The 17,218-nt window shown below is 73.8% G+C and carries 15 protein-coding genes; 6 read left to right on the top strand and 9 right to left on the bottom strand.

Annotation, left to right across the window (positions count from 1 at the left end; all coding sequences use genetic code 11):
• Nucleotides 1-142 precede the first annotated feature (142 nt).
• Both AC0HI0_RS08345 and mdlC read right to left on the bottom strand, forming a co-directional pair.
• Entirely contained in the window at nucleotides 143-1,336 is a 1,194-nt protein-coding gene (locus AC0HI0_RS08345) for an MFS transporter (RefSeq protein WP_480931702.1), read from the bottom strand.
• 36 nt (nucleotides 1,337-1,372) lie between these two features.
• Complete coding sequence (gene mdlC / locus AC0HI0_RS08340) at nucleotides 1,373-2,941, bottom strand: benzoylformate decarboxylase (RefSeq protein WP_480931701.1); 1,569 nt, start codon at nucleotides 2,939-2,941, stop codon at nucleotides 1,373-1,375.
• A gap of 116 nt (nucleotides 2,942-3,057) precedes the next feature.
• On the opposite strand from mdlC, the gene AC0HI0_RS08335 reads away from it, so the two are divergent.
• Nucleotides 3,058-3,966, top strand: coding sequence for a LysR family transcriptional regulator (locus AC0HI0_RS08335; protein WP_480931700.1), 909 nt, complete (start codon nucleotides 3,058-3,060; stop codon nucleotides 3,964-3,966).
• 10 nt (nucleotides 3,967-3,976) lie between these two features.
• On the opposite strand, the gene AC0HI0_RS08330 is transcribed toward AC0HI0_RS08335, so the two are convergent.
• Complete coding sequence (locus AC0HI0_RS08330) at nucleotides 3,977-4,450, bottom strand: SRPBCC family protein (RefSeq protein ID WP_480931699.1); 474 nt, start codon at nucleotides 4,448-4,450, stop codon at nucleotides 3,977-3,979.
• Between the two features lie 676 nt (nucleotides 4,451-5,126).
• Between AC0HI0_RS08330 and AC0HI0_RS08325 the strand changes: the two genes are divergently transcribed.
• From AC0HI0_RS08325 to AC0HI0_RS08305, 5 genes are all read left to right on the top strand, one after another.
• On the top strand, nucleotides 5,127-5,777 hold the full coding sequence (locus tag AC0HI0_RS08325) for a winged helix-turn-helix transcriptional regulator (RefSeq protein ID WP_480931698.1): 651 nt from the start codon (nucleotides 5,127-5,129) through the stop codon (nucleotides 5,775-5,777).
• A gap of 173 nt (nucleotides 5,778-5,950) precedes the next feature.
• Nucleotides 5,951-6,121 (top strand): hypothetical protein, encoded by a 171-nt coding sequence (locus AC0HI0_RS08320; protein ID WP_480931697.1) that lies wholly within the window; start codon nucleotides 5,951-5,953, stop codon nucleotides 6,119-6,121.
• Nucleotides 6,118-8,349 (top strand): TOMM precursor leader peptide-binding protein, encoded by a 2,232-nt coding sequence (locus AC0HI0_RS08315; RefSeq protein ID WP_480931696.1) that lies wholly within the window; start codon nucleotides 6,118-6,120, stop codon nucleotides 8,347-8,349. The genes AC0HI0_RS08320 and AC0HI0_RS08315 overlap by 4 nt, the downstream gene beginning before the upstream one ends.
• 30 nt (nucleotides 8,350-8,379) lie before the next feature.
• Nucleotides 8,380-9,882: a SagB family peptide dehydrogenase gene (locus AC0HI0_RS08310; protein WP_480931695.1), complete on the top strand. Its 1,503-nt coding sequence runs from the start codon at nucleotides 8,380-8,382 to the stop codon at nucleotides 9,880-9,882.
• A gap of 113 nt (nucleotides 9,883-9,995) precedes the next feature.
• Nucleotides 9,996-12,245, top strand: coding sequence for a sensor histidine kinase (locus AC0HI0_RS08305; protein WP_480931694.1), 2,250 nt, complete (start codon nucleotides 9,996-9,998; stop codon nucleotides 12,243-12,245).
• Nucleotides 12,246-12,719: 474 nt separating this feature from the next.
• Here the strand turns inward: AC0HI0_RS08305 and AC0HI0_RS08300 are convergent, their stop codons facing one another.
• The 6 genes from AC0HI0_RS08300 to AC0HI0_RS08275 form a co-directional block, all read right to left on the bottom strand.
• Complete coding sequence (locus AC0HI0_RS08300; RefSeq protein ID WP_480931693.1) at nucleotides 12,720-13,325, bottom strand: response regulator transcription factor; 606 nt, start codon at nucleotides 13,323-13,325, stop codon at nucleotides 12,720-12,722.
• Between the two features lie 99 nt (nucleotides 13,326-13,424).
• Complete coding sequence (locus tag AC0HI0_RS08295; RefSeq protein ID WP_480931692.1) at nucleotides 13,425-13,757, bottom strand: helix-turn-helix domain-containing protein; 333 nt, start codon at nucleotides 13,755-13,757, stop codon at nucleotides 13,425-13,427.
• A 110-nt stretch (nucleotides 13,758-13,867) separates the two neighbouring features.
• Nucleotides 13,868-14,734 carry a helix-turn-helix domain-containing protein gene (locus AC0HI0_RS08290; protein ID WP_480931691.1) on the bottom strand — a complete coding sequence of 289 codons (867 nt, stop codon included), beginning with the start codon at nucleotides 14,732-14,734 and terminating at the stop codon, nucleotides 13,868-13,870.
• Nucleotides 14,735-15,625: a transporter substrate-binding domain-containing protein gene (locus AC0HI0_RS08285; RefSeq protein ID WP_480931690.1), complete on the bottom strand. Its 891-nt coding sequence runs from the start codon at nucleotides 15,623-15,625 to the stop codon at nucleotides 14,735-14,737.
• Nucleotides 15,618-16,409: an amino acid ABC transporter ATP-binding protein gene (locus AC0HI0_RS08280; protein ID WP_480931689.1), complete on the bottom strand. Its 792-nt coding sequence runs from the start codon at nucleotides 16,407-16,409 to the stop codon at nucleotides 15,618-15,620. The genes AC0HI0_RS08285 and AC0HI0_RS08280 overlap by 8 nt, the downstream gene beginning before the upstream one ends.
• Entirely contained in the window at nucleotides 16,410-17,210 is an 801-nt protein-coding gene (locus AC0HI0_RS08275) for an amino acid ABC transporter permease (RefSeq protein WP_480931688.1), read from the bottom strand.
• Nucleotides 17,211-17,218 lie beyond the last annotated feature (8 nt).

Genomic DNA, 17,218 nt, shown 5'->3' with positions numbered 1-17,218 from the left:
CGGACCGCCCGAAACGTGCCTGCGGCGCAATACGGACATCCGGTCAGGCCCGTCCGGTCGGCGGACCGGGCGGTCCGCGCAGCGGGGCGGGCACGTGGTCGGAGCGGGCCTGCCCGACGTCCGGCCGCCGACCGGGTGGAGGTCAGGTCGTGACCTCCTGCGGCGCGGGGTCGCGGGCCAGGACGAGGACCGAGCACAGGCCCAGCGCCGCCACCACCGCGAAGAACCAGAACCCCCACGGGTAGGCGATGCCGGCGGTCACCAGCGCGCCGGTGACGAACGGGCCGAGGATCGACCCGATCCGGCCGACCGCGGACGTGAAGCCCAGCGCGGTGCCCCGGGACTGCGCCGGGAACGCCTGGGAGACGTACCCGTAGATCAGCACCTGCGCGGAGAACACGAACACGCCGGTCAGCAGCACCACCAGGTCGAGCAGCAGCTCGTCGCCCACGCGCAGGCTCAACGCGGCCAGCAGCACCGCCGCCGCGCCGAACCAGATCACCGCGATCGGCTTGACCCCGTACCGGTCGGCGATCAGGCCCGCAGCCAGCAGGCCGAGCACCGCGCCCACGTTGAGCACCAGCAGCAGGGTGATCGCGGTCGAGAGCGGGTAGCCGGCCGTGCGCATCAACTGCGGCAGCCACGTGTTGAGGCCGTAGACCAGCAGCAGGCCCATGAACGAGCCGACCCACACCGCGATGCTCGTCCGCCGGTGGCGAGGGCTCAGCAGCTCGCGCGGCGACACCCGGCCGCCCCGGGCTCGCAGGAACGCGCCGGACTCCGGCAGCCGCCACCACATCAGCGGCACCAGCAGCAGGCCCGCGATCCCGCCGCCGTAGAACAGCAGGTGCCAGTCGTCCGCCACCGCCAGCGCCAGCACGGACATCAGCACCGCGCCGACGTGGTAGCCGGTCATCGTCACGGTGCTCGCGCTGGCCCGGCGGGCCGGCAGGTTCTCCGCCATCACGGTCAGCGCGATCGGCATGCACGCGCCCAGCCCGATCCCCGCGACGAACCGCAGCGCCGCGAACACCGCCACGCTGGTGGACAGGGGGATCACCAGCGTGAACAGCGAGAACAGCAGCACCGAGCCGATCAGCGGCCGGCGGCGGCCGAACCGGTCGGTGAGCGGGCTCAGGCCCGCCGCGCCGAACGCGACGCCGACCAGCGACACGGTGGCCACCAGCGTCGCGCCGGCCGGGGTGAAGCCCAGGTGCCCGGACTTGAGCAGGGTCGGGATGGTGGCCGCGAACGCGACCAGGTCGTAGCCCTCCAGCAGGACGGTCAGCCAGCAGAACACCGCCGTCCAGGTCGAGCGGGTTGGAGACGTCGTCATTGCCGTGCTCCTTCCGCCGGCTGACGGGTCAGCCGGTCACTCCGGGGAGGTGGGGAACGTGTCCACCTGGATCAGCCGCAGGCCCGGGGACTTGAGCTGCGCGCGCAGCTCCCCGACGTCGGTCACGGCGGTGGCGGGGACGCCGTAGCCCTCGGCGATGCGGGTGAAGTCGAGGCCGGGGATCTCCGTGCCGGGCACGTCCGGCGTGCCCAGGAGCTGCCCGAACCAGCGCAGCGCGCCGTAGGTGCCGTTGCGCAGGATGACGAACGTGATCGGCAGGCCGTACTGGGCGGCCGTCCACAGCGCGGTGATGCCGTAGTTGGCCGAGCCGTCGCCGACCACCGCCACCACCGGCCGGTCCGGGCGGCCCAGCGCCATGCCGACGGCGGCGGGCAGGCCGAACCCGAGCCCGCCGGAGGCCGGGAAGAAGTACGAGCCGCCCCGGCGCAGGTCCATCTGCCGCCACCAGGCGGAGTTCGTGGAGGTCGACTCCACGACGTAGACGGTGTCCTCGGGCTGGGTGTCGCGCAGGGCCGCGAACACCTGCTCGGGGTGCAGCGCGCTCGGCGCGGTGGCGGGCTCCGGGTTGGGCGTGAACGAGCGCGCGGTGGGCCGTGCGGCGGTGCGCGCCAGCAGCGCCTCGACCACCGCGCCGGGGTCGGCGACCAGGGCCTCCCCCATCGGCGCGCGGGCCGCCGCGCCCGGGTCGTCGGTCACCTGGACCAGCCGGCTGCCCGCCGGCAGGTACGCGCCCGGCACGTGCTGGTGGTAGCGGAACACCGGTGCGCCGAGCACCAGGATCAGGTCGTGGCCCGCGAGCGCGTCGGACACGGCGGCGATGCCGGCGGGCAGCACGCCCCGGAACAGCTCGTGCCGGTTCGGGAACGGCAGCCGGTACGGCGACGGCGCGACCCACGTGGGCAGCGAGCGGTGCTCGGCCAGCGCCACCACCCGGTCGAACAGGCCCGCCGCGTCGATCTCGCCGCCCAGCACCAGGGCCGGGTTGCGGGCGGCCTCGAACCGGGCCACCAGCTCGGCCAGCTGGTACTCGGAGGGCTGCGTGCCGTGCCGCACGTTGCGGTCGAGGGTGACCGTCACGCTCTCGTCGAGTTCCCGGTCCCAGTCGTCGTAGGGCACCGACAGGTAGGTGGGGCGGCGGTGCAGTTCCGCCTCGAACACCGCCTGCGCGACCGAGCGCGGCACGTCGCCGGCGGTGGCGGGCTCGCCGGACCAGGCGACCAGCGGGCGCATCAGCTGCGGCGCGTCGACGTTGGACAGCATCGCCTCCAGCCCGATCGCGGACCGGACCTGCTGGCCCGCGGTGAGCACCAGCGGCGAGCGGGAGTAGACGGCGTTGGTCAGCGCGCCCATGGCGTTGCCGGAGCCCGCGGCGGCGTGCAGGTTGACCAGCACCGGGCGGCCGGTGGCCTGCGCGTAGCCGTCCGCCATGCCGACCACGACACCCTCGTGCAGGCCGAGCACGTAGCGGAACGAGTCCGGCAGGTCGGCCAGGAACGGCAGCTCGTTGGAGCCGGGGTTGCCGAACACGGTGGTCAGACCGCGGCGTTCGAGGAACTCGTGGACGATCCGGCGGACGGTCGGCAAGGGGTCCTCCTCATTCGCGGGCTCAGGTGCGCTCCCGGGTGACCCAGACCCTAGGAAGACCACCGGACTGTGTTCCAATAGATGTTCTGCGGCGGTGACATCGATGGGATCGATAGTTGCGGGACTTCGACCTGAACCTGGTGCGCACGTTCGTGCTGCTCTACGAGACGCGCAGCGTCACCGCGACCGCCGAGGCGCTGCACGTGACCCAGCCGACGATCAGCTACAGCCTCCAGAAGCTGCGCCGCCGGTTCGGCGACGAGCTGTTCCGGCGGGCGAAGGGCGGGCTGCAACCGACCGCGACGGCCCGCGCCCTGTACGAACCGCTGCACGCGGCGCTGGCGGGCATCGAGGAGGCGGTGAGCGGCGCGTGGCCGTTCGACCCGGCGACCGCGCACGCCACGTTCACCCTCGCGCTGTCCGACCTGGGCGAGGTCGCCCTGCTCCCCCGCCTGGTCGCGGCGCTGCCCGCGCGCGCTCCGGGCGTGCGGTTCACCGTCCGGCCGCTGGACGTGGTCAACGCGCCCGACCTGCTGGGCCGGGGCGAGGTGGACGCGTTCATCGCGTCACCGCTGTTCAGCACGCCCAGGGTGGCCCGGATCCCGCTGTTCGCGGAGGGGTACGTGGCGATGGTCGCGGAGTCGCACCCGCGCCTGCGGGGCGAGCGGGCGACGGTGGCGGAACTGGCCGCCGAGCGGCACGCCACGGTCTACGGCCCGACCGGCCACGAGGGCCCGCGCCGGGCGCTGGAGGCGCACGGCCTGCACGACCGGGTGGTCGTGGAGACGACCCGGTTCACGTCCCTGCCGCACCTGGTGCAGGAGGGCGACCTGGTCGCGATGGTCCCCCGGCTGGTGGCGCGGGCGTTCGCGGCCACCCACCGGGTCCGCCTGCTGGACCTGCCGTTCGACATCGAACCGGCCCAGGTCTCGATCTACGCCCGGCACGCGCACGCCCGCAGCCCGGCGCAGTCCTGGCTGGTCGACTTCATGACCCGGGCGCTGACCCCGGCGCCCGGGACCTGACCCGCAAGTCCTAAGTGGACAGCCGGATGCCGTACTCGGCGTAGCAGCGCACCAGGGTGAGCGCCTCGCCCCACCCGGTGGAGCACTCGGCGAACCGGCGCAGGCCGGTCTCGTCCTGCGGCAGGCCGGTCTCCACCACCTGCAACCACGTCCCGTGCACGTGCGGCGAGGTGGTGAAGGTGACCAGCGACGGCGGCGATCCCCAGGTGAAGGCGAACCTCTCCCCCGGCTCGCAGACCACCACCTCGCCCTCGTCGGTCACGTCCGAGCCGTCGTCGGTCCACCCCTTCCACACCAGGTGCACGTGGCTGCCCACCACGGGGTCGAACGTCGAGCCGTCGGTGAACCACCGGTCCCAGGCGGCACCGCTGCTGAGCAGGTCGAACACGACCGACGGCGTGGCGCGGACCAGGGTCGAGTGCAGGATCTCCGGGACCCGCACGGCGGCGTCGCCGGCGCGGAGCGCTGTTTCGGTGCTGCTCATCGTGCGTCCTCCCCCGTCGGTCATTCGGCGACGCGGCGCGGGCGCGGCACCGGATCCGCGGTCCCGCCCACCGCGCGGGACGCCGTGCGGAGCAGGGCGGTGGTGCTTTCGCTCATCGTGACGAGCCTCTCTCAGCGACGGCCGGGGCCGCCTCGTGCGGGTTGCGCCCGGTGGGGACCGAGTCCTCGGCGGGGCCGCACCGCGCGCGAGACGCGCACCGGGCCCGGCTCTCCACGTTCCCAGAGCGCGCCGCCGGCCGACAGTGCGCGCGCCACGAGTCGCGGTCTGAAGAACATCAACCTGGGACGTGAGGAAAACATGGTTCGGTACGCCGAACATCCGGACAGCCGGAGCCGACCGCACATGGGCGGAATTCCACGTGAACCGGTGCCGGGGATCGGTGCCGCCGTTCGCCCTGCCGTGGCGCAGGATCTCGGACGCGCGATGCGCTCCGGCGAGACCGACACCCGCACCGACCCAAGTTCACTTCCTAAATAAATAGCGAATACCAGGAGCCGCTTTCGGTGAACAAAGCGCTCACCCGATGTCCACTCCGTCCTCGACTTAACGCCGCCCGGCGGACCAGGGGCGACCGTGACCCGATCCCGACCATGTCGGTATTCATTTCTTAATCGACCTGTGGGGTATGCTCGGCGTGGACCGAGGGAGGTGCGTCGTGGCGGGCAAACGGGACTACGGCCAGTTCTGCGGGCTGGCCGGCGCGCTGAACGTGATCGGCGAGCGCTGGACCCTGTTGATCGTCCGCGAGCTGCTGATCGACGCCACCCGGTTCAACGAGATCATGGACAACCTGCCCGGCATCGGCCCCAACCTGCTGGCCGAACGGCTGCGCGCGCTGGTCGAGCAGGGCGTGGTCGAGCAGCTGCCGGTCCCCGGCGACGCGCGCGGCAAGCAGTACCGGCTGACCGAGGCCGGCCTGCGGCTGCGCGGTCCGGTGCTGGAGCTGGCGCACTGGGGCATGTCCTTCCTGTCCGAAGAGGACGGCGACGGCGTGGTGCGGGCCGAGTGGGGTTTCCTGGCGGTGCAGGCGATGGTCCGACCGGACGCGATCCCCGACCTCGACCAGACCTACGAGTTCCGCATCGGCGAGGACGTGTTCGCCGTGCTGGTGCGCGCCGGCCAGGTCTCGTTCACCCGCGGTGCCACCACCGACCCGGACCTGGTCGTGAAGAGTGACCCGGACAGCTTCGTGCGCATCGGCGCGCGGATGCTGTCGCCGTTCGAGGCGATGGCGGCGGGCCGGATCTCCGTGGAGGGCGAGGAAGCGGCGATCGTCGCGTGCGTGCGGATGCTCGGCCTGTCCTGAGCCCGTGGTGAATCCGGCACGGGCCGGGACATGAACCCCGCACCGGCCGAACGGCCGTGAAAAGAACACGTAGTCACGGTGATCGCGACACTGGTTGCCCGGTCCCGGCGGGAAGAACACTGCACGCGCGAACGCTTTGCCCGCGCCGGTCCCCCCGACCACGGAGGTCACCCGTGAACCACACCAGCAGACAGCTCCTGCTCCGGCTCGCCGAACTCGGCGTCGGTCCCGCCGATTCCTCGGCGGTGCGCATCGACACCTACGACCACCGCTCGGACCACGCGGACGCGGCGCTGCGGCCGACCGTCTGCGCCAGCAACACCACCGCGCCCGCGCCCCGATGACCGCCGTCGCCGGGGGTCCGCGCCCGTACCTCGGGTTCAAGCGCCACCTGCGGGCGGAGCCGGCCGGGCACGGGGAGGCGTACCTGTTCTCCGAGCACGACGTCACCGTCCTCAGAGGACCGCACGTCGCCGCGCTCGCCGCGCTCCTGGACGGCCGCCACGACCTGCGCGACGTGCTGGCCGCCGTGCCGGGCGACGCCTCGGACGTGGCCGCCGCGCTGCTGCGGCTGAGCGACGAGGGCCTGCTGACGGCGCACGCTCCGGGCGCGGACCCCTCGGCGACCGCCTACTGGGACGCCGCCGGCATCGACCGGCCCGCCGCGCCCGGCCGGGTCCGGGTCGTCGCGCTCGGCGGGCTGGACCCGGCGCGGACCGCGCGAGCCTTGCGGGACAGCGGTTTCGACGTGGTGGACGACCCGGGCGACAGCGGCGCCGCCGCGCTCGCCGTGGTGCTGTGCGCGGACTACCTCGACCCGGAGCTGGCCCGGGTGGACGCCGAGCACCGCGCGAGCGGCACGCCGTGGCTGCCGGTCAAGCCGGTCGGCGCGACGGTCTGGGTCGGCCCGGTGTTCCCGGCCGACGGGCCGGGCTGCTGGCACTGCCTGTCCGCCCGGCTGTGGCGGCACCGCAAGGCCGAGGCGTGCGCGCAGAACGCGCTGGGCCGCACCGGTCCCGCGACCACGCCGCCGTGCTCGCTGCCGCCGCTGGCCGCCGCCGCGGTCGACGTCGCCGCGCTCCAGGCCACCCACTGGCTGGCCGGCCACCGGCACGACGGCCAGCGCGCGGTCTGGACGATGGACAGCCTCACCCTGCGCACCGCGCACCACGAGCTGCGCCCGGACCCGCAGTGCGCGAGCTGCGGGACGCCGGGGCTGGTGCGCGCCAGGGCGTGGCGGCCGGTGGACCTCGCCCCGCGCGAGAAGGCGCCCGGCGGCGAGCGCGCGCTGTCGCCCGCCGAGGTGCTGGCCCGGCACGGGCACCTGGTCGGGCCGGTCACCGGGATCGTCAAGCGGGTCGAGCCGGACGGCCCGGAGTTCTTCAACTGCTACCGCTCCGGCCCGAACGTGGCGGCGGCGGTCACCGACCTGGACGGGCTGCGCTCGGCGCTGCGGTCGCACAGCGGCGGCAAGGGCGTCACCCCGCTGCACGCCGAGGTGAGCGCGTTGTGCGAGGCCGCGGAACGGCACTCGGCGCTGTTCCACGGCGACGAGGAGCGCGTCCGGGGCAGCCTGCGCGGCCTGGGCGAGCCCGCGCTGGACCCGCGCGGCCTGCTGCTGCACGACCCGCGCCAGCACGCCGACCGGGAGCGCTGGAACGCGGCGCACGCGCCGTTCCAGCACGTGGTCGCGCCGTTCGACCCGGACGCCGAACTCGACTGGACCCCGGTGTGGTCGCTGACCGCGCGCCGGCACCGGCTGGTGCCCACCGCGATGCTCTACTTCGGCGTGCCCACCGGTCCCGAGGGCGCGAGCCTGCGCGCGGACTCCAACGGCAACGCGGCCGGCGGCAGCCTGGAGGACGCGGTGTTGCAGGGGCTGTGCGAACTCGTGGAGCGCGACGCGGTGGCCATCTGGTGGTACAACCGGCTCCGGGTGGCCGCGCTGGACCTCGACGCGTTCGCCGACCCGTGGGTGGACGAGTCCCGCGCGCGCCACGCCGCGCTCGGCCGCCGCCTGTGGGTGCTCGACGTGACCTCGGACCTGGGCGTGCCGGTGCTGGTGGCGCTGTCGGCCCGCGCGGACACCGGCGGGCGGGTGATGCTCGGGCTGGGCGCGCACCTGGACGCGCGCACCGCGCTGCGCCGCGCGGTGGCCGAGCTGAACCAGATGATGCCCGCCGTGCTGGCGGCCGGGGACGTGCCGCCGGACGACCCGGACCTGGCGCGCTGGTGGCGGACCGCGACCGAGGCCGGGCAGCCCTACCTGTCCCCCGCGCCGGACCTGCCCGCGCGCCGGCCCGCCGACTTCCCGGTCCCGCCCGCGCAGGACCTGGCGGCCGACGTCGCGCTGGTGCGGCAGCGGGTGGAGGCCGCCGGGGTGGAGGTGTTGGTGCTGGACCAGACCCGGCCGGACGTGGGCGTCCCGGTGGTGAAGGTGCTCGCCCCCGGCCTGCGCCACTTCTGGGCGAGGTTCGCGCCCGGCCGGCTGTTCGACGTGCCGGTGGCGCGCGGCGCGCGGGAGCGCCCCACGCCCTACCACCGGCTCAACCCGATACCGGTGTTCCTCTGATGGGCCTGTGCCCGCTGCCGGGGGCGTGACGTGCCGAAGAGGTGGGGCGACGGCGTGCTGTCACTGGTCCGGCTGTGGTCGTTCCGGGAGGACGTGCTGCTGGAGTTCGACCACGACCTGTGCGCGGCCGTGGCGCTGTCCGACCGGGGCGAGACCCGGGTGGAGGTGGACCACGTGGTCGGCGAGGCGCTGCGCCGGATGGTGCTCGGCCCGATCTCGCCGGACAACGTGTTGACGCCGCGCCACCTGGGCGGCGAACCCCAGTGGGCGGTGTTCGGCTCGGCGCTGGACCGGCTGGCCGACGTGGTGGTGCACTCGGCGGCCGGGCAGGACGGCCGGCCGCTGCTGTCCGCGATCCCGGTCGACGGGCGCGCCCGGTTCGCGCTGCCCGTGCTCCAGCCCCGCGACCAGGTGCGGCTGTCCCGGTTCGCGGTGCTGCGCCCGTGCGACGGCGAACTGCTGCTGGAATCGCCGCTGGCGGCCTACCGGGTGCGGCTGCACCGGCACCTGGCGGTGCGGGTGGCGACCGCGTTGAGCGCCGCGACCGCTGTGGTGGACCTGGCGACCGCGCTGCGGGTGGCCCGGCCGGTGGTGACCGACCTGGTGGCCTACCTGGTGGCGGGCGGGCTGGTGCTGCGCGGCGAGCACGACCCGCTGACCGGCCGGGTCGAGTTCGCCGAGGACCACGACCCGGTGCTGCGCCGCTGGACCGGCCACGACCTGCTGTTCCACGCGGCCACCCGGCTCGGCCGGGGCGACGGCCCGTCCGGCGCGGTCTACCCGCTGGCCGGTCTCGCGCCCCCGCCGCCCGCGCTGCGGCCGGCCCGCGCGGGCCGCACCGTGCCGCTGACCCGCCCGGACCTGGCCCGGCTGGCCGCCACCGACCCGCCGTTGGTGGCGGCGGTGGAGGCGGCGGCGCGGGACGCCGACGGGTTCCCGTGCCCGCCCGGCGTGCGGACGCCGTCGTGCGCGGAGCTGGCCGAGCTGCTCTACCGCACGGCACGGGTGCGGCGCACGGCCCGCGCGCGGGTGGACGGCGTCCCGGCGCACGAGGTCAGCGACCGCCCGCACGTCGACTGGCTCGGCCTGTACGAGCTGGAGCTGTACCTGTGCGTGGACCGCTGCGAGGGCTTGGACCGCGGCCTCTACCACTACGACCCGGCCTGCCACGCCCTCACCGGGCTGGACGCCGACGAGGACGACCTGGGCGAGCTGCTGGACCGCACCCGGGTCGCGGTGGGCGCGCGGGACCGGCCGCCGGTGCTGATCACGCTCACGCTGCGCACCGACCGGTCGTCGTGGGTCTACCGGGACACCGGGTACGCGATGGCGCTGACCCACGTCGGGGCGCTGCAACAGCTGCTGCACCTGACCGCGCGCGCGATGGGCCTGGCCCCGCTGGTGCCGCCGTTCGAGCCCGGCGACCTGGCCGATCGGGTGCTGGGCCTGGACTGGCGCGCGGAGACCGCGGTCGGCGAGTGCGTGGTCGGTTACCCGGCGACGGCTGCTCCGGATGGCCGTTTCCGCCGTTGACCTGGACGGATGTGCCACGGACCGCCGACCACCGCCGGTTACGATGAGGATCCGCCCCGTCATGGGCGATTCGACCACTCCTCGCTGAACGGTGATCACGGGACGGGGGCCGCGTGCGGGCCATCAGAGTCGGCCGGGGTGTGCGCCTGGCGCCCTGGCTGGCCATGGCGGTGGTGTCGGCGGTGTTCTGCGGCTACGGCGTCGTCGGGTTGCTCCAGGTGCTGCTGGCCGGTCCGTCGCCGGCGCAGCTCGCGCTCGCGGTGGGCTGCATGGTCTCGCTGCTGGCGTTGCAGCTGTGCTACTTCGGGCGGCACGACCGCCGGCTGCGCTCGCCGGTGACGTTCGCGGCGCTGGGCTTGCAGGCGGTGCTGTCGTTCGCGCCGCTGCACCAGTTCGCGCAGGCGTGGATCGGGATGCCGAGCTTCTTCCTGGGCAGCCTGCTGCTGGTGTGGCCGGGCCCGGCGGGCCGGGTGGCGTTCGCGGTCGGGCTGGGCGTGGTCACCTTCGTGCAGAGCAGGGTCAGCGACAACCCGCTGGACGTGGTGTACACGCCGCTGGGCGTGATGGTGTTCGCGCTGTCGGTGTACGGCATCACCCGGCTGTCGCGGCTGATCGGCCAGCTCACCTCGACCCGTGCCGAGCTGGCCGGGGCGGTGGTGGCGCAGGAGCGGCTGCGCTTCGCCCGCGACCTGCACGACCTGCTCGGGCTGAGCCTGTCCGCGATCGCGTTCAAGACCGAGTTGGCGCACCGGCTGCTGCGGGTCCAGCCGGACCGGACCGGGCAGGAACTCGACGAGGTGCTGGTGCTGGCCCGGCGCGCGCTGGGCGACGTGCGGTCGGTCGCCGGCGGGTACGCGGCGCTGTCGCTGGACCAGGAGTGCGACAACGCGGGCGCGGTGCTGCGGGCGGCGAACGTGTCCGTGGAGCTGGAGCGGGCCGACGACGGCCTGCCCGAGGACGTCCGGTCGGTGCTGGCCACCGTGCTGCGCGAGGCGATCACGAACGTGCTGCGGCACAGCAAGGTCGAGCGGTGCTCGGTGTCGGTGCGGGTCCGCGACGGCCGGGCGTGGCTGGAGGTGGTCAACGACGGCGTCCCCGACCGGCCCGACGACGTGCCCGCCGAGCGCGCCGGCAGCGGGATCGGGAACCTGGCGCACCGGGTCGGCGCGTTCGGCGGCGAGCTGCGCGCCGGGCCGGCCGGGCCGGGCCGGTTCCGGCTGACCGCGCACGTGCCGGTCACCGCGGGCCGGGCGGACGAGCCCCGCCGCCGGCCGGCCGGGCCCGCCGAGGCCGGTGTGCCGACCGCGCTCGCCACGCTGGTGCTGGTCGGGTTCTTCGCCGCGGCGGCCGTGCACCTGCTCTACCTGACGACCGACCCGCTGCTGCTGACCGTCGGCATCGGCGGCGCGGCGGGGCTGCCGGCCGTGCAGCTGGGCTACTTCGGCCGGACCGACCCGCGCGCCCGGCCCCGGCTGAGCCGGGCCGCGCTGGCGGTGCAGGCCGCGCTGGTGTACCTGCCGCTGCCGGTGCTCGGCGTGGCGTGGGTGAGCCTGCCGGGGTTCCTGGCCGGGTCGGCGCTGCTGGTGCTGCGGCCGTGGGCGGCGTGGACGACGTTCACCGCGGTGGTGGTGAGCGTGGGCGTGGCGCAGGAGGTGCTCGCCCACGACCACCTCGACGTGGTGTTCAACGTGGTGGCGACGTTCGTGAACGGCCTGGTGGTGTTCGCACTGGGCACGCTGTCGCGGCTGGCGGCGGAGGTGCGCCGGACCCGGGACGAGCTGGTCGGCCTGGTGCTCACCGAGGAGCGGCTGCGCTTCGCCCGCGACCTGCACGATCTGCTCGGGCTGAGCCTGTCCGCGATCACCATGAAGAGCGAGCTGATCCGCCGGCTGATCGGGCCGGACCCGGAGCGCGCCGAGCACGAGCTGGTGACCGTGCTGGAGCTGTCCCGGCGGGCGTTGGCCGACGTCCGCTCGGTGGCGCGCGGCTACCGCGAGTTCCCGGTGGAGGAACTCCAGTCGGCGCTCGCGTCGCTGGCCGCCACCGAGGTGGTGGCGGGCGTCGAGCGGGACCTGGGCGAGCTGCCGCTGCCGGTGCGCGGCGTGCTGGCGGCGATCGTGCACCACCGGGCGGCCCGGCTGCCCGAGGACGTGGCGTACCACTGCCAGGTCAGCGTGCAGCGGCGGGACGTGGGCGCGGGCGCGGTCGTCTCGGTCACCGACCGGCACGACGGGGCGGACGCCGGCGCCCCGCTGCGCGAGCGGCTGGCCGAACTGGGCGTGGAGCTGGTGGTGCGGCCGCTGCCGGCCGGGCGCACCCGGTTGACCGCGGTGATCGCGGACACCCGCGAACCCCGGTGGTGACCCGCCCGCCGCGCCGGATCGGCGTCGCCGGACCCGCCGGCTGTACTGGTTTGTGATGTTGTCGACGTCCGGGTGGCCGGTCGGGTGGTGGCCGGCCGGCCGCCGAGGGCTGAGTGGGCGTGTCGGGCGGTGTGGTCGTGGGCCCGGTGGGGTCGGGCGGTGGTCGTTGCCGGTCCGGGCGTGGGCGGACTCGTGGTGCGTGGTGCGGTTGGCCTTGCCGTTGGTCCGGGGGCACTCGCGGCACCACCCTTTGCGCTGCGTCCGTGCATCCGCCGGCTGTGGTGCGGCCGCGAGGAACGGCCGGCGGCGTGACGGGTCACGACCAGCCTGCGGGCAGGCAGGGGCGGTGCGGGCGTCACTGCGCACGCGAGGACCTCCACGCGCCGGTGGGATGCGTCAGACACACCCACCCCGCCCGGAAGTCCTCCCACCATCAACTCGACACGCCGCCAAAAACCCAACTGGTCACTGCAGCTAGAGCCAGCCGGACTCCTTCGCGATGCGGATCGCGTCCACCCGGTTGCGCGCCTGGGACTTCGTGACGATCGTGGTGAGGTAGTTGCGCACGGTACCCGCCGACAGGTACAGCCGGGCCGCGATCTCGGTCGGGTTCGCGCCCGCCGCGGCCATCCGCAGCACCTCGATCTCGCGGCTGGTCAGCGGGCAGTCGGCGGAATCCCAGGCGGACAGCGCGAGTTCGGCGTCCACCACCCGGCGGCCGGCGGCCACCTCGCGCACCGCGTCGGCCAGCCGGTCGGCCGGGGCGTCCTTGAGGATGAACCCGCTGACCTTCGCGGCCAGCGCGCGGCGCAGCGTGCCGGGGCGGTTGAGGCTGGTCAGGATGAGCGTGCGGCAGTCCGGCAGGTGTTCGTGGATCTCGCCGGCGGCGGTCAGGCCGTCCTTGCCGGGCAGGTCGATGTCGATCACCGCCACGTCCACCCGGTGGGCGCGCGCGGCGGGCAGGATGGCGTCACCGGAGGCGACCTCGGACACGACCTCGATGTCGGGTTCGAGGTTCAGCAGTGCGACGAGTGCGCCCCGGACCATGTGCATGTCCTCGGCGAGCAGGATCCGGATCACGGGTGGGCCTTTCGGGGCGGCGCTGTCCTTTTGTTGTACCACCCTTCGATTGCGACCCCGTGCGCTGAACGGACTCAAGCCGCGAGCGGGTCGGCCGGTTCAGCCGACGCCGGCGGCGCGGCGGTACTCGCGGGGCGGGCAGCCGTAGGTCTGCCGGAAGACCCTGCTGAAGTAGGACGAGTCCGGCATCCCCCACCGCGCGCCGACCACGCCGACGCCCACCCCGTCGGTGATCAGGTCGCGCCGGCAGCGCTCCAGCCGCCGGTCGCGGATCCAGCGGGCCACCGTCGTGCCCTCGCCCTCGAACAGCCGGTAGAGCTGGCGGGTGGACACGTGGTTGCCCACCGCGACCTGTTCCGGGGTCAGCTCCGGGTCGGCCAGCCGGGCGTCGATGAACGCCTTGACGCGGCGCAGCAGCACGGGGTCGCTCACGACACGCGGGCGGGTCGGACCGGGCGCGTCTCGGATCTGCCTGGCATGCAAGGAACTCCTTCGGTTTCGGTGCTCCCCGAAGGTACGAACCGGCGACGCCGGGCGGACAGTCAACGCTCTCGGACGAACTGGTACTTTTCGCGGACCTCCCGCCGAAAGTCCCCCGGGCTCGCCCCGGTCTCGCGCTTGAAGAACCGGCCGAAGTACGAGGCGTCCTCGAACGCCAGCCGGTGCGCGACCTGGGCGGCGCTGAGTTCGGTGCGGGCGAGCAGCCGCTTGGCCTCCAGCGCCAGCGCGGCCCGGATCACCGCGCCGGGCGTCCGGCCGGTGGCCGCGCGCACCAGGTCCGTGAGGTGGCCGGCGGTCACGCCGACCCGCTCGGCGTAGGCGGTGACCGAGCGTTCGGCCAGCACGTGCTTGTCCACCAGCCGGATGAACTGCCAGGCCAGGGACGACACCGGGACCCCCGGGCCGACCTGGCGCAGCCGTTGCGTGCGCACCAGGAGGATGTGCAGGTAGGACTGGAGCATGGTGGCGTAACCGGAGCCGCGCACGCGGAACTCGTGCGCCATGTCCTCCAGGATGCCCTCCACCAGTCCTCTGTGGTCGCCGGTCAGCCGCAGCTCGGGCGTGCCGCCCAGGAACGGCGGCGGCACGCCGGGCAGGTCCAGCAGGAACTCCTCGGCGAACACCAGCACCCGGCCGGCGACCTGCTCGGTGTCCTTCCAGAAGTGCACCTGGCCGGGCGCGAGGAAGTACAGCGTGTTGGGCACGATCGGGTACGGCACGAAGTCCACGACGTGCAGGCCCTCGCCGCCGGTGAGGTACAGGATCTCGTAGAAGTCGTGCCGGTGCGGGAACCGGGCGCGGGTGTACGCCCCGATCTCGTCGAAGGTCCCGATGGCGAACGGCGACAGGCCGGACGGCACCGGGACCTCGATCTCGTGCAGCGGCAGCGGTTGCTCCGACCGCCCCATTCAGCTGCCCGACGTGGCCAGGTTCAACCCCGGCTCCGCCAGGGGCTTGAGCCCGTAGCCGCCGACGATCCGGTCCAGCGACCCGTCGGCCTTGAGCGCCTTCAACGCGGCCAGCAGCGCGTCGGCCAGCTGCTTGTCGTCCTTGCGCAGGTACATGCCCACGTAGGTCGGCGCGAAGTCGGCGGAGACGATCACGATCGGCGCGTTCTGCTCCTTGATGGCGTACTTGGCCTGCTCGGTCACCGCGACCTGGAAATCGGCCTGCCCGGAGCGCAGCGCGAGGTCGGCGTCCTGCGCGGTCGGGTACTGGGTGACCTCGACGGCACCCTTGCCCTTCTTCTGGCAGTCCTGGGAGATCTCTTCGGCGTGCTGCACGTCGGTGGTGCCCCGGATGGTCGCGACCCGCTTGCCGCAGGAGTCCTCCACCGACTTGTACTTGCCCTCGTTGGCCTTCGCGGTGACCAGCACGCTCGCCGACTGCATGTAGTCCACGAACAGGCCGACGCGCTGGCGTTCCTCGGTGTCGGACAGGCCGTCGTCGGCCATGTCGAACCGGCCCGCCGTGACGCCGGGCAGCAGCGCCTCCCACGCGATGTTCTCGATCTCGTAGCGCAGGCCGAGCTTCGCGGCCACCGCCCGGCCGACCTCGGGCGTGATGCCCCCGGTGATGTTGTTGCTCGCGTCGGTGAGCAGGTACGGCAGGTTCGGCAGCGTGGTGCCGACCTTCAGCACGCCCGAGTCCTTCAGGCGTTGCGGCAGCAGGTCGTGCAGTGCCTGGTCCTTGGCGGGCAGCGCCGCGTCGGACTTCGGCTGCTGCGTGGTCGCGCCGGGGTCGCCGCAGGCGGCGAGCAGGCCCAGCGCGGCGACGGCGGCGAGCAGGGTTCTACGCATGATCGTGTTCCTTCGTGGGGTGACGGCGGACGTGGGCGAGGAAGGCCGCCGTCCGCTCGGATCGCGGTGACAGCAGCACTTGCGCGGCGGGCCCGGACTCGACCACCACGCCGTCGTCCATGAACACCACGGTGTCGGCGACCTCGTGCGCGAACCCGATCTCGTGGGTGACCACGACCATGGTCATGCCCTGGGAGGCGAGGTCGCGCATCACCGTGAGCACCTCGCCCACCAGCTCCGGGTCCAGCGCGCTGGTCGGCTCGTCGAACAGCATCACCGAGGGCTTCATGGCCATCGCGCGGGCGATCGCCACCCGCTGCTGCTGGCCGCCGGACAGCTGCGCGGGCACCTTGTCGGCGTGCGCGGCCAAGCCGACGCGGGCCAGCAGTTCCCGCGCCTCCCGCTCGGCCTCGCGCGGATCCCGGCCGAGCACCTTGACCGGGCCGAGCGTCACGTTGCGCACCGCCGTGAGGTGGCTGAACAGGTGGAACTGCTGGAACACCATGCCCATCCGGCGCCGGGTGCGCGCGATGTCGCGCTCGGCGCTCTCGTGGAGCCGGCCGTCCCGGTGCTGGTAGCCCACCAGCTCGTCGTCCACCTGCACGAACCCGGCGTCGACCGGCTCCAGGTGGTTCACGCAGCGCAGCAGCGTGCTCTTGCCGCTGCCCGACGGGCCGATCACGCACACCACCTCGCCGGGCGCGACGTCCAGGTCCACGCCGCGCAACACCGCCAACTCCCCGAACGACTTCCGGATCCCCCGGATGCGGAGCCCGCCTGCCACCTACGACACCGCCCAACGTTCGAGGAAGCGCTGGCCGACGCTCGCGACCGTGACCAGCACGAGGTACCAGCCGGTCGCCACCAGCAGCAGCGCGATCACCTGGTAGTTCTGCCCGTAGATCTGCTGCGCCCTGGTCATCAGGTCGCCGCCGCCGATCACCGACACCAGCGACGTGCCCTTGAGGATCAGGATGAACTGGTTGCCCAGCGCGGGCAGGATCACCCGGATCGACTGCGGCAGCACGATCATCCGGGTCGCCGCCGCGCGGGTCATGCCGATGGTCAGCGCCGCGTCGACCTGCCCGCGCGGCACCGCGAGGAACCCGCCCCGGATGATCTCCGCCAGGTAGGCCGCCTCGTGCAGGCCCAGGCCCAGCAGCGCGGCCAGGAACGGCGTGATCACCTGGTTGGTCGGCGCGAACCCCACGGTGGGGAACAGCAGCGACAGGTTGAACCAGAACACGATCTGCACGACCAGCGGCACGCCCCGGAAGAACCAGACGTAGCCCGACGCGGCGGCCGAGAGCACCGGGTTGCGCGACTGCATCATCATCGCCAGGCCCGCGCCCAGCACCAGCCCGATGCCGAGCGTGGCGAAGGTCAGCACCAGCGTGATGCCGACGCCCTCCATCACCGGCGTCGAGAGGAAGTACTGCCCGATCACCGTCCATTCGAGATTGGGGCTGACCGCGACCGTGTACGCCAGCCAGCCCACCACGGCCACCAGCACCGCGCCGAGCACCCACCGGGACACGAATCCTCGGCGGCGCACCACTTCCAGCGTGTGGAGTGTGTCCAGCATCGTCCTCC

This window comes from Saccharothrix sp. NBAS 001 (assembly GCF_056640475.1).
Note: the sequence above shows the minus strand (reverse complement) of the source record. Positions and strands in the feature narration are given on the sequence as shown.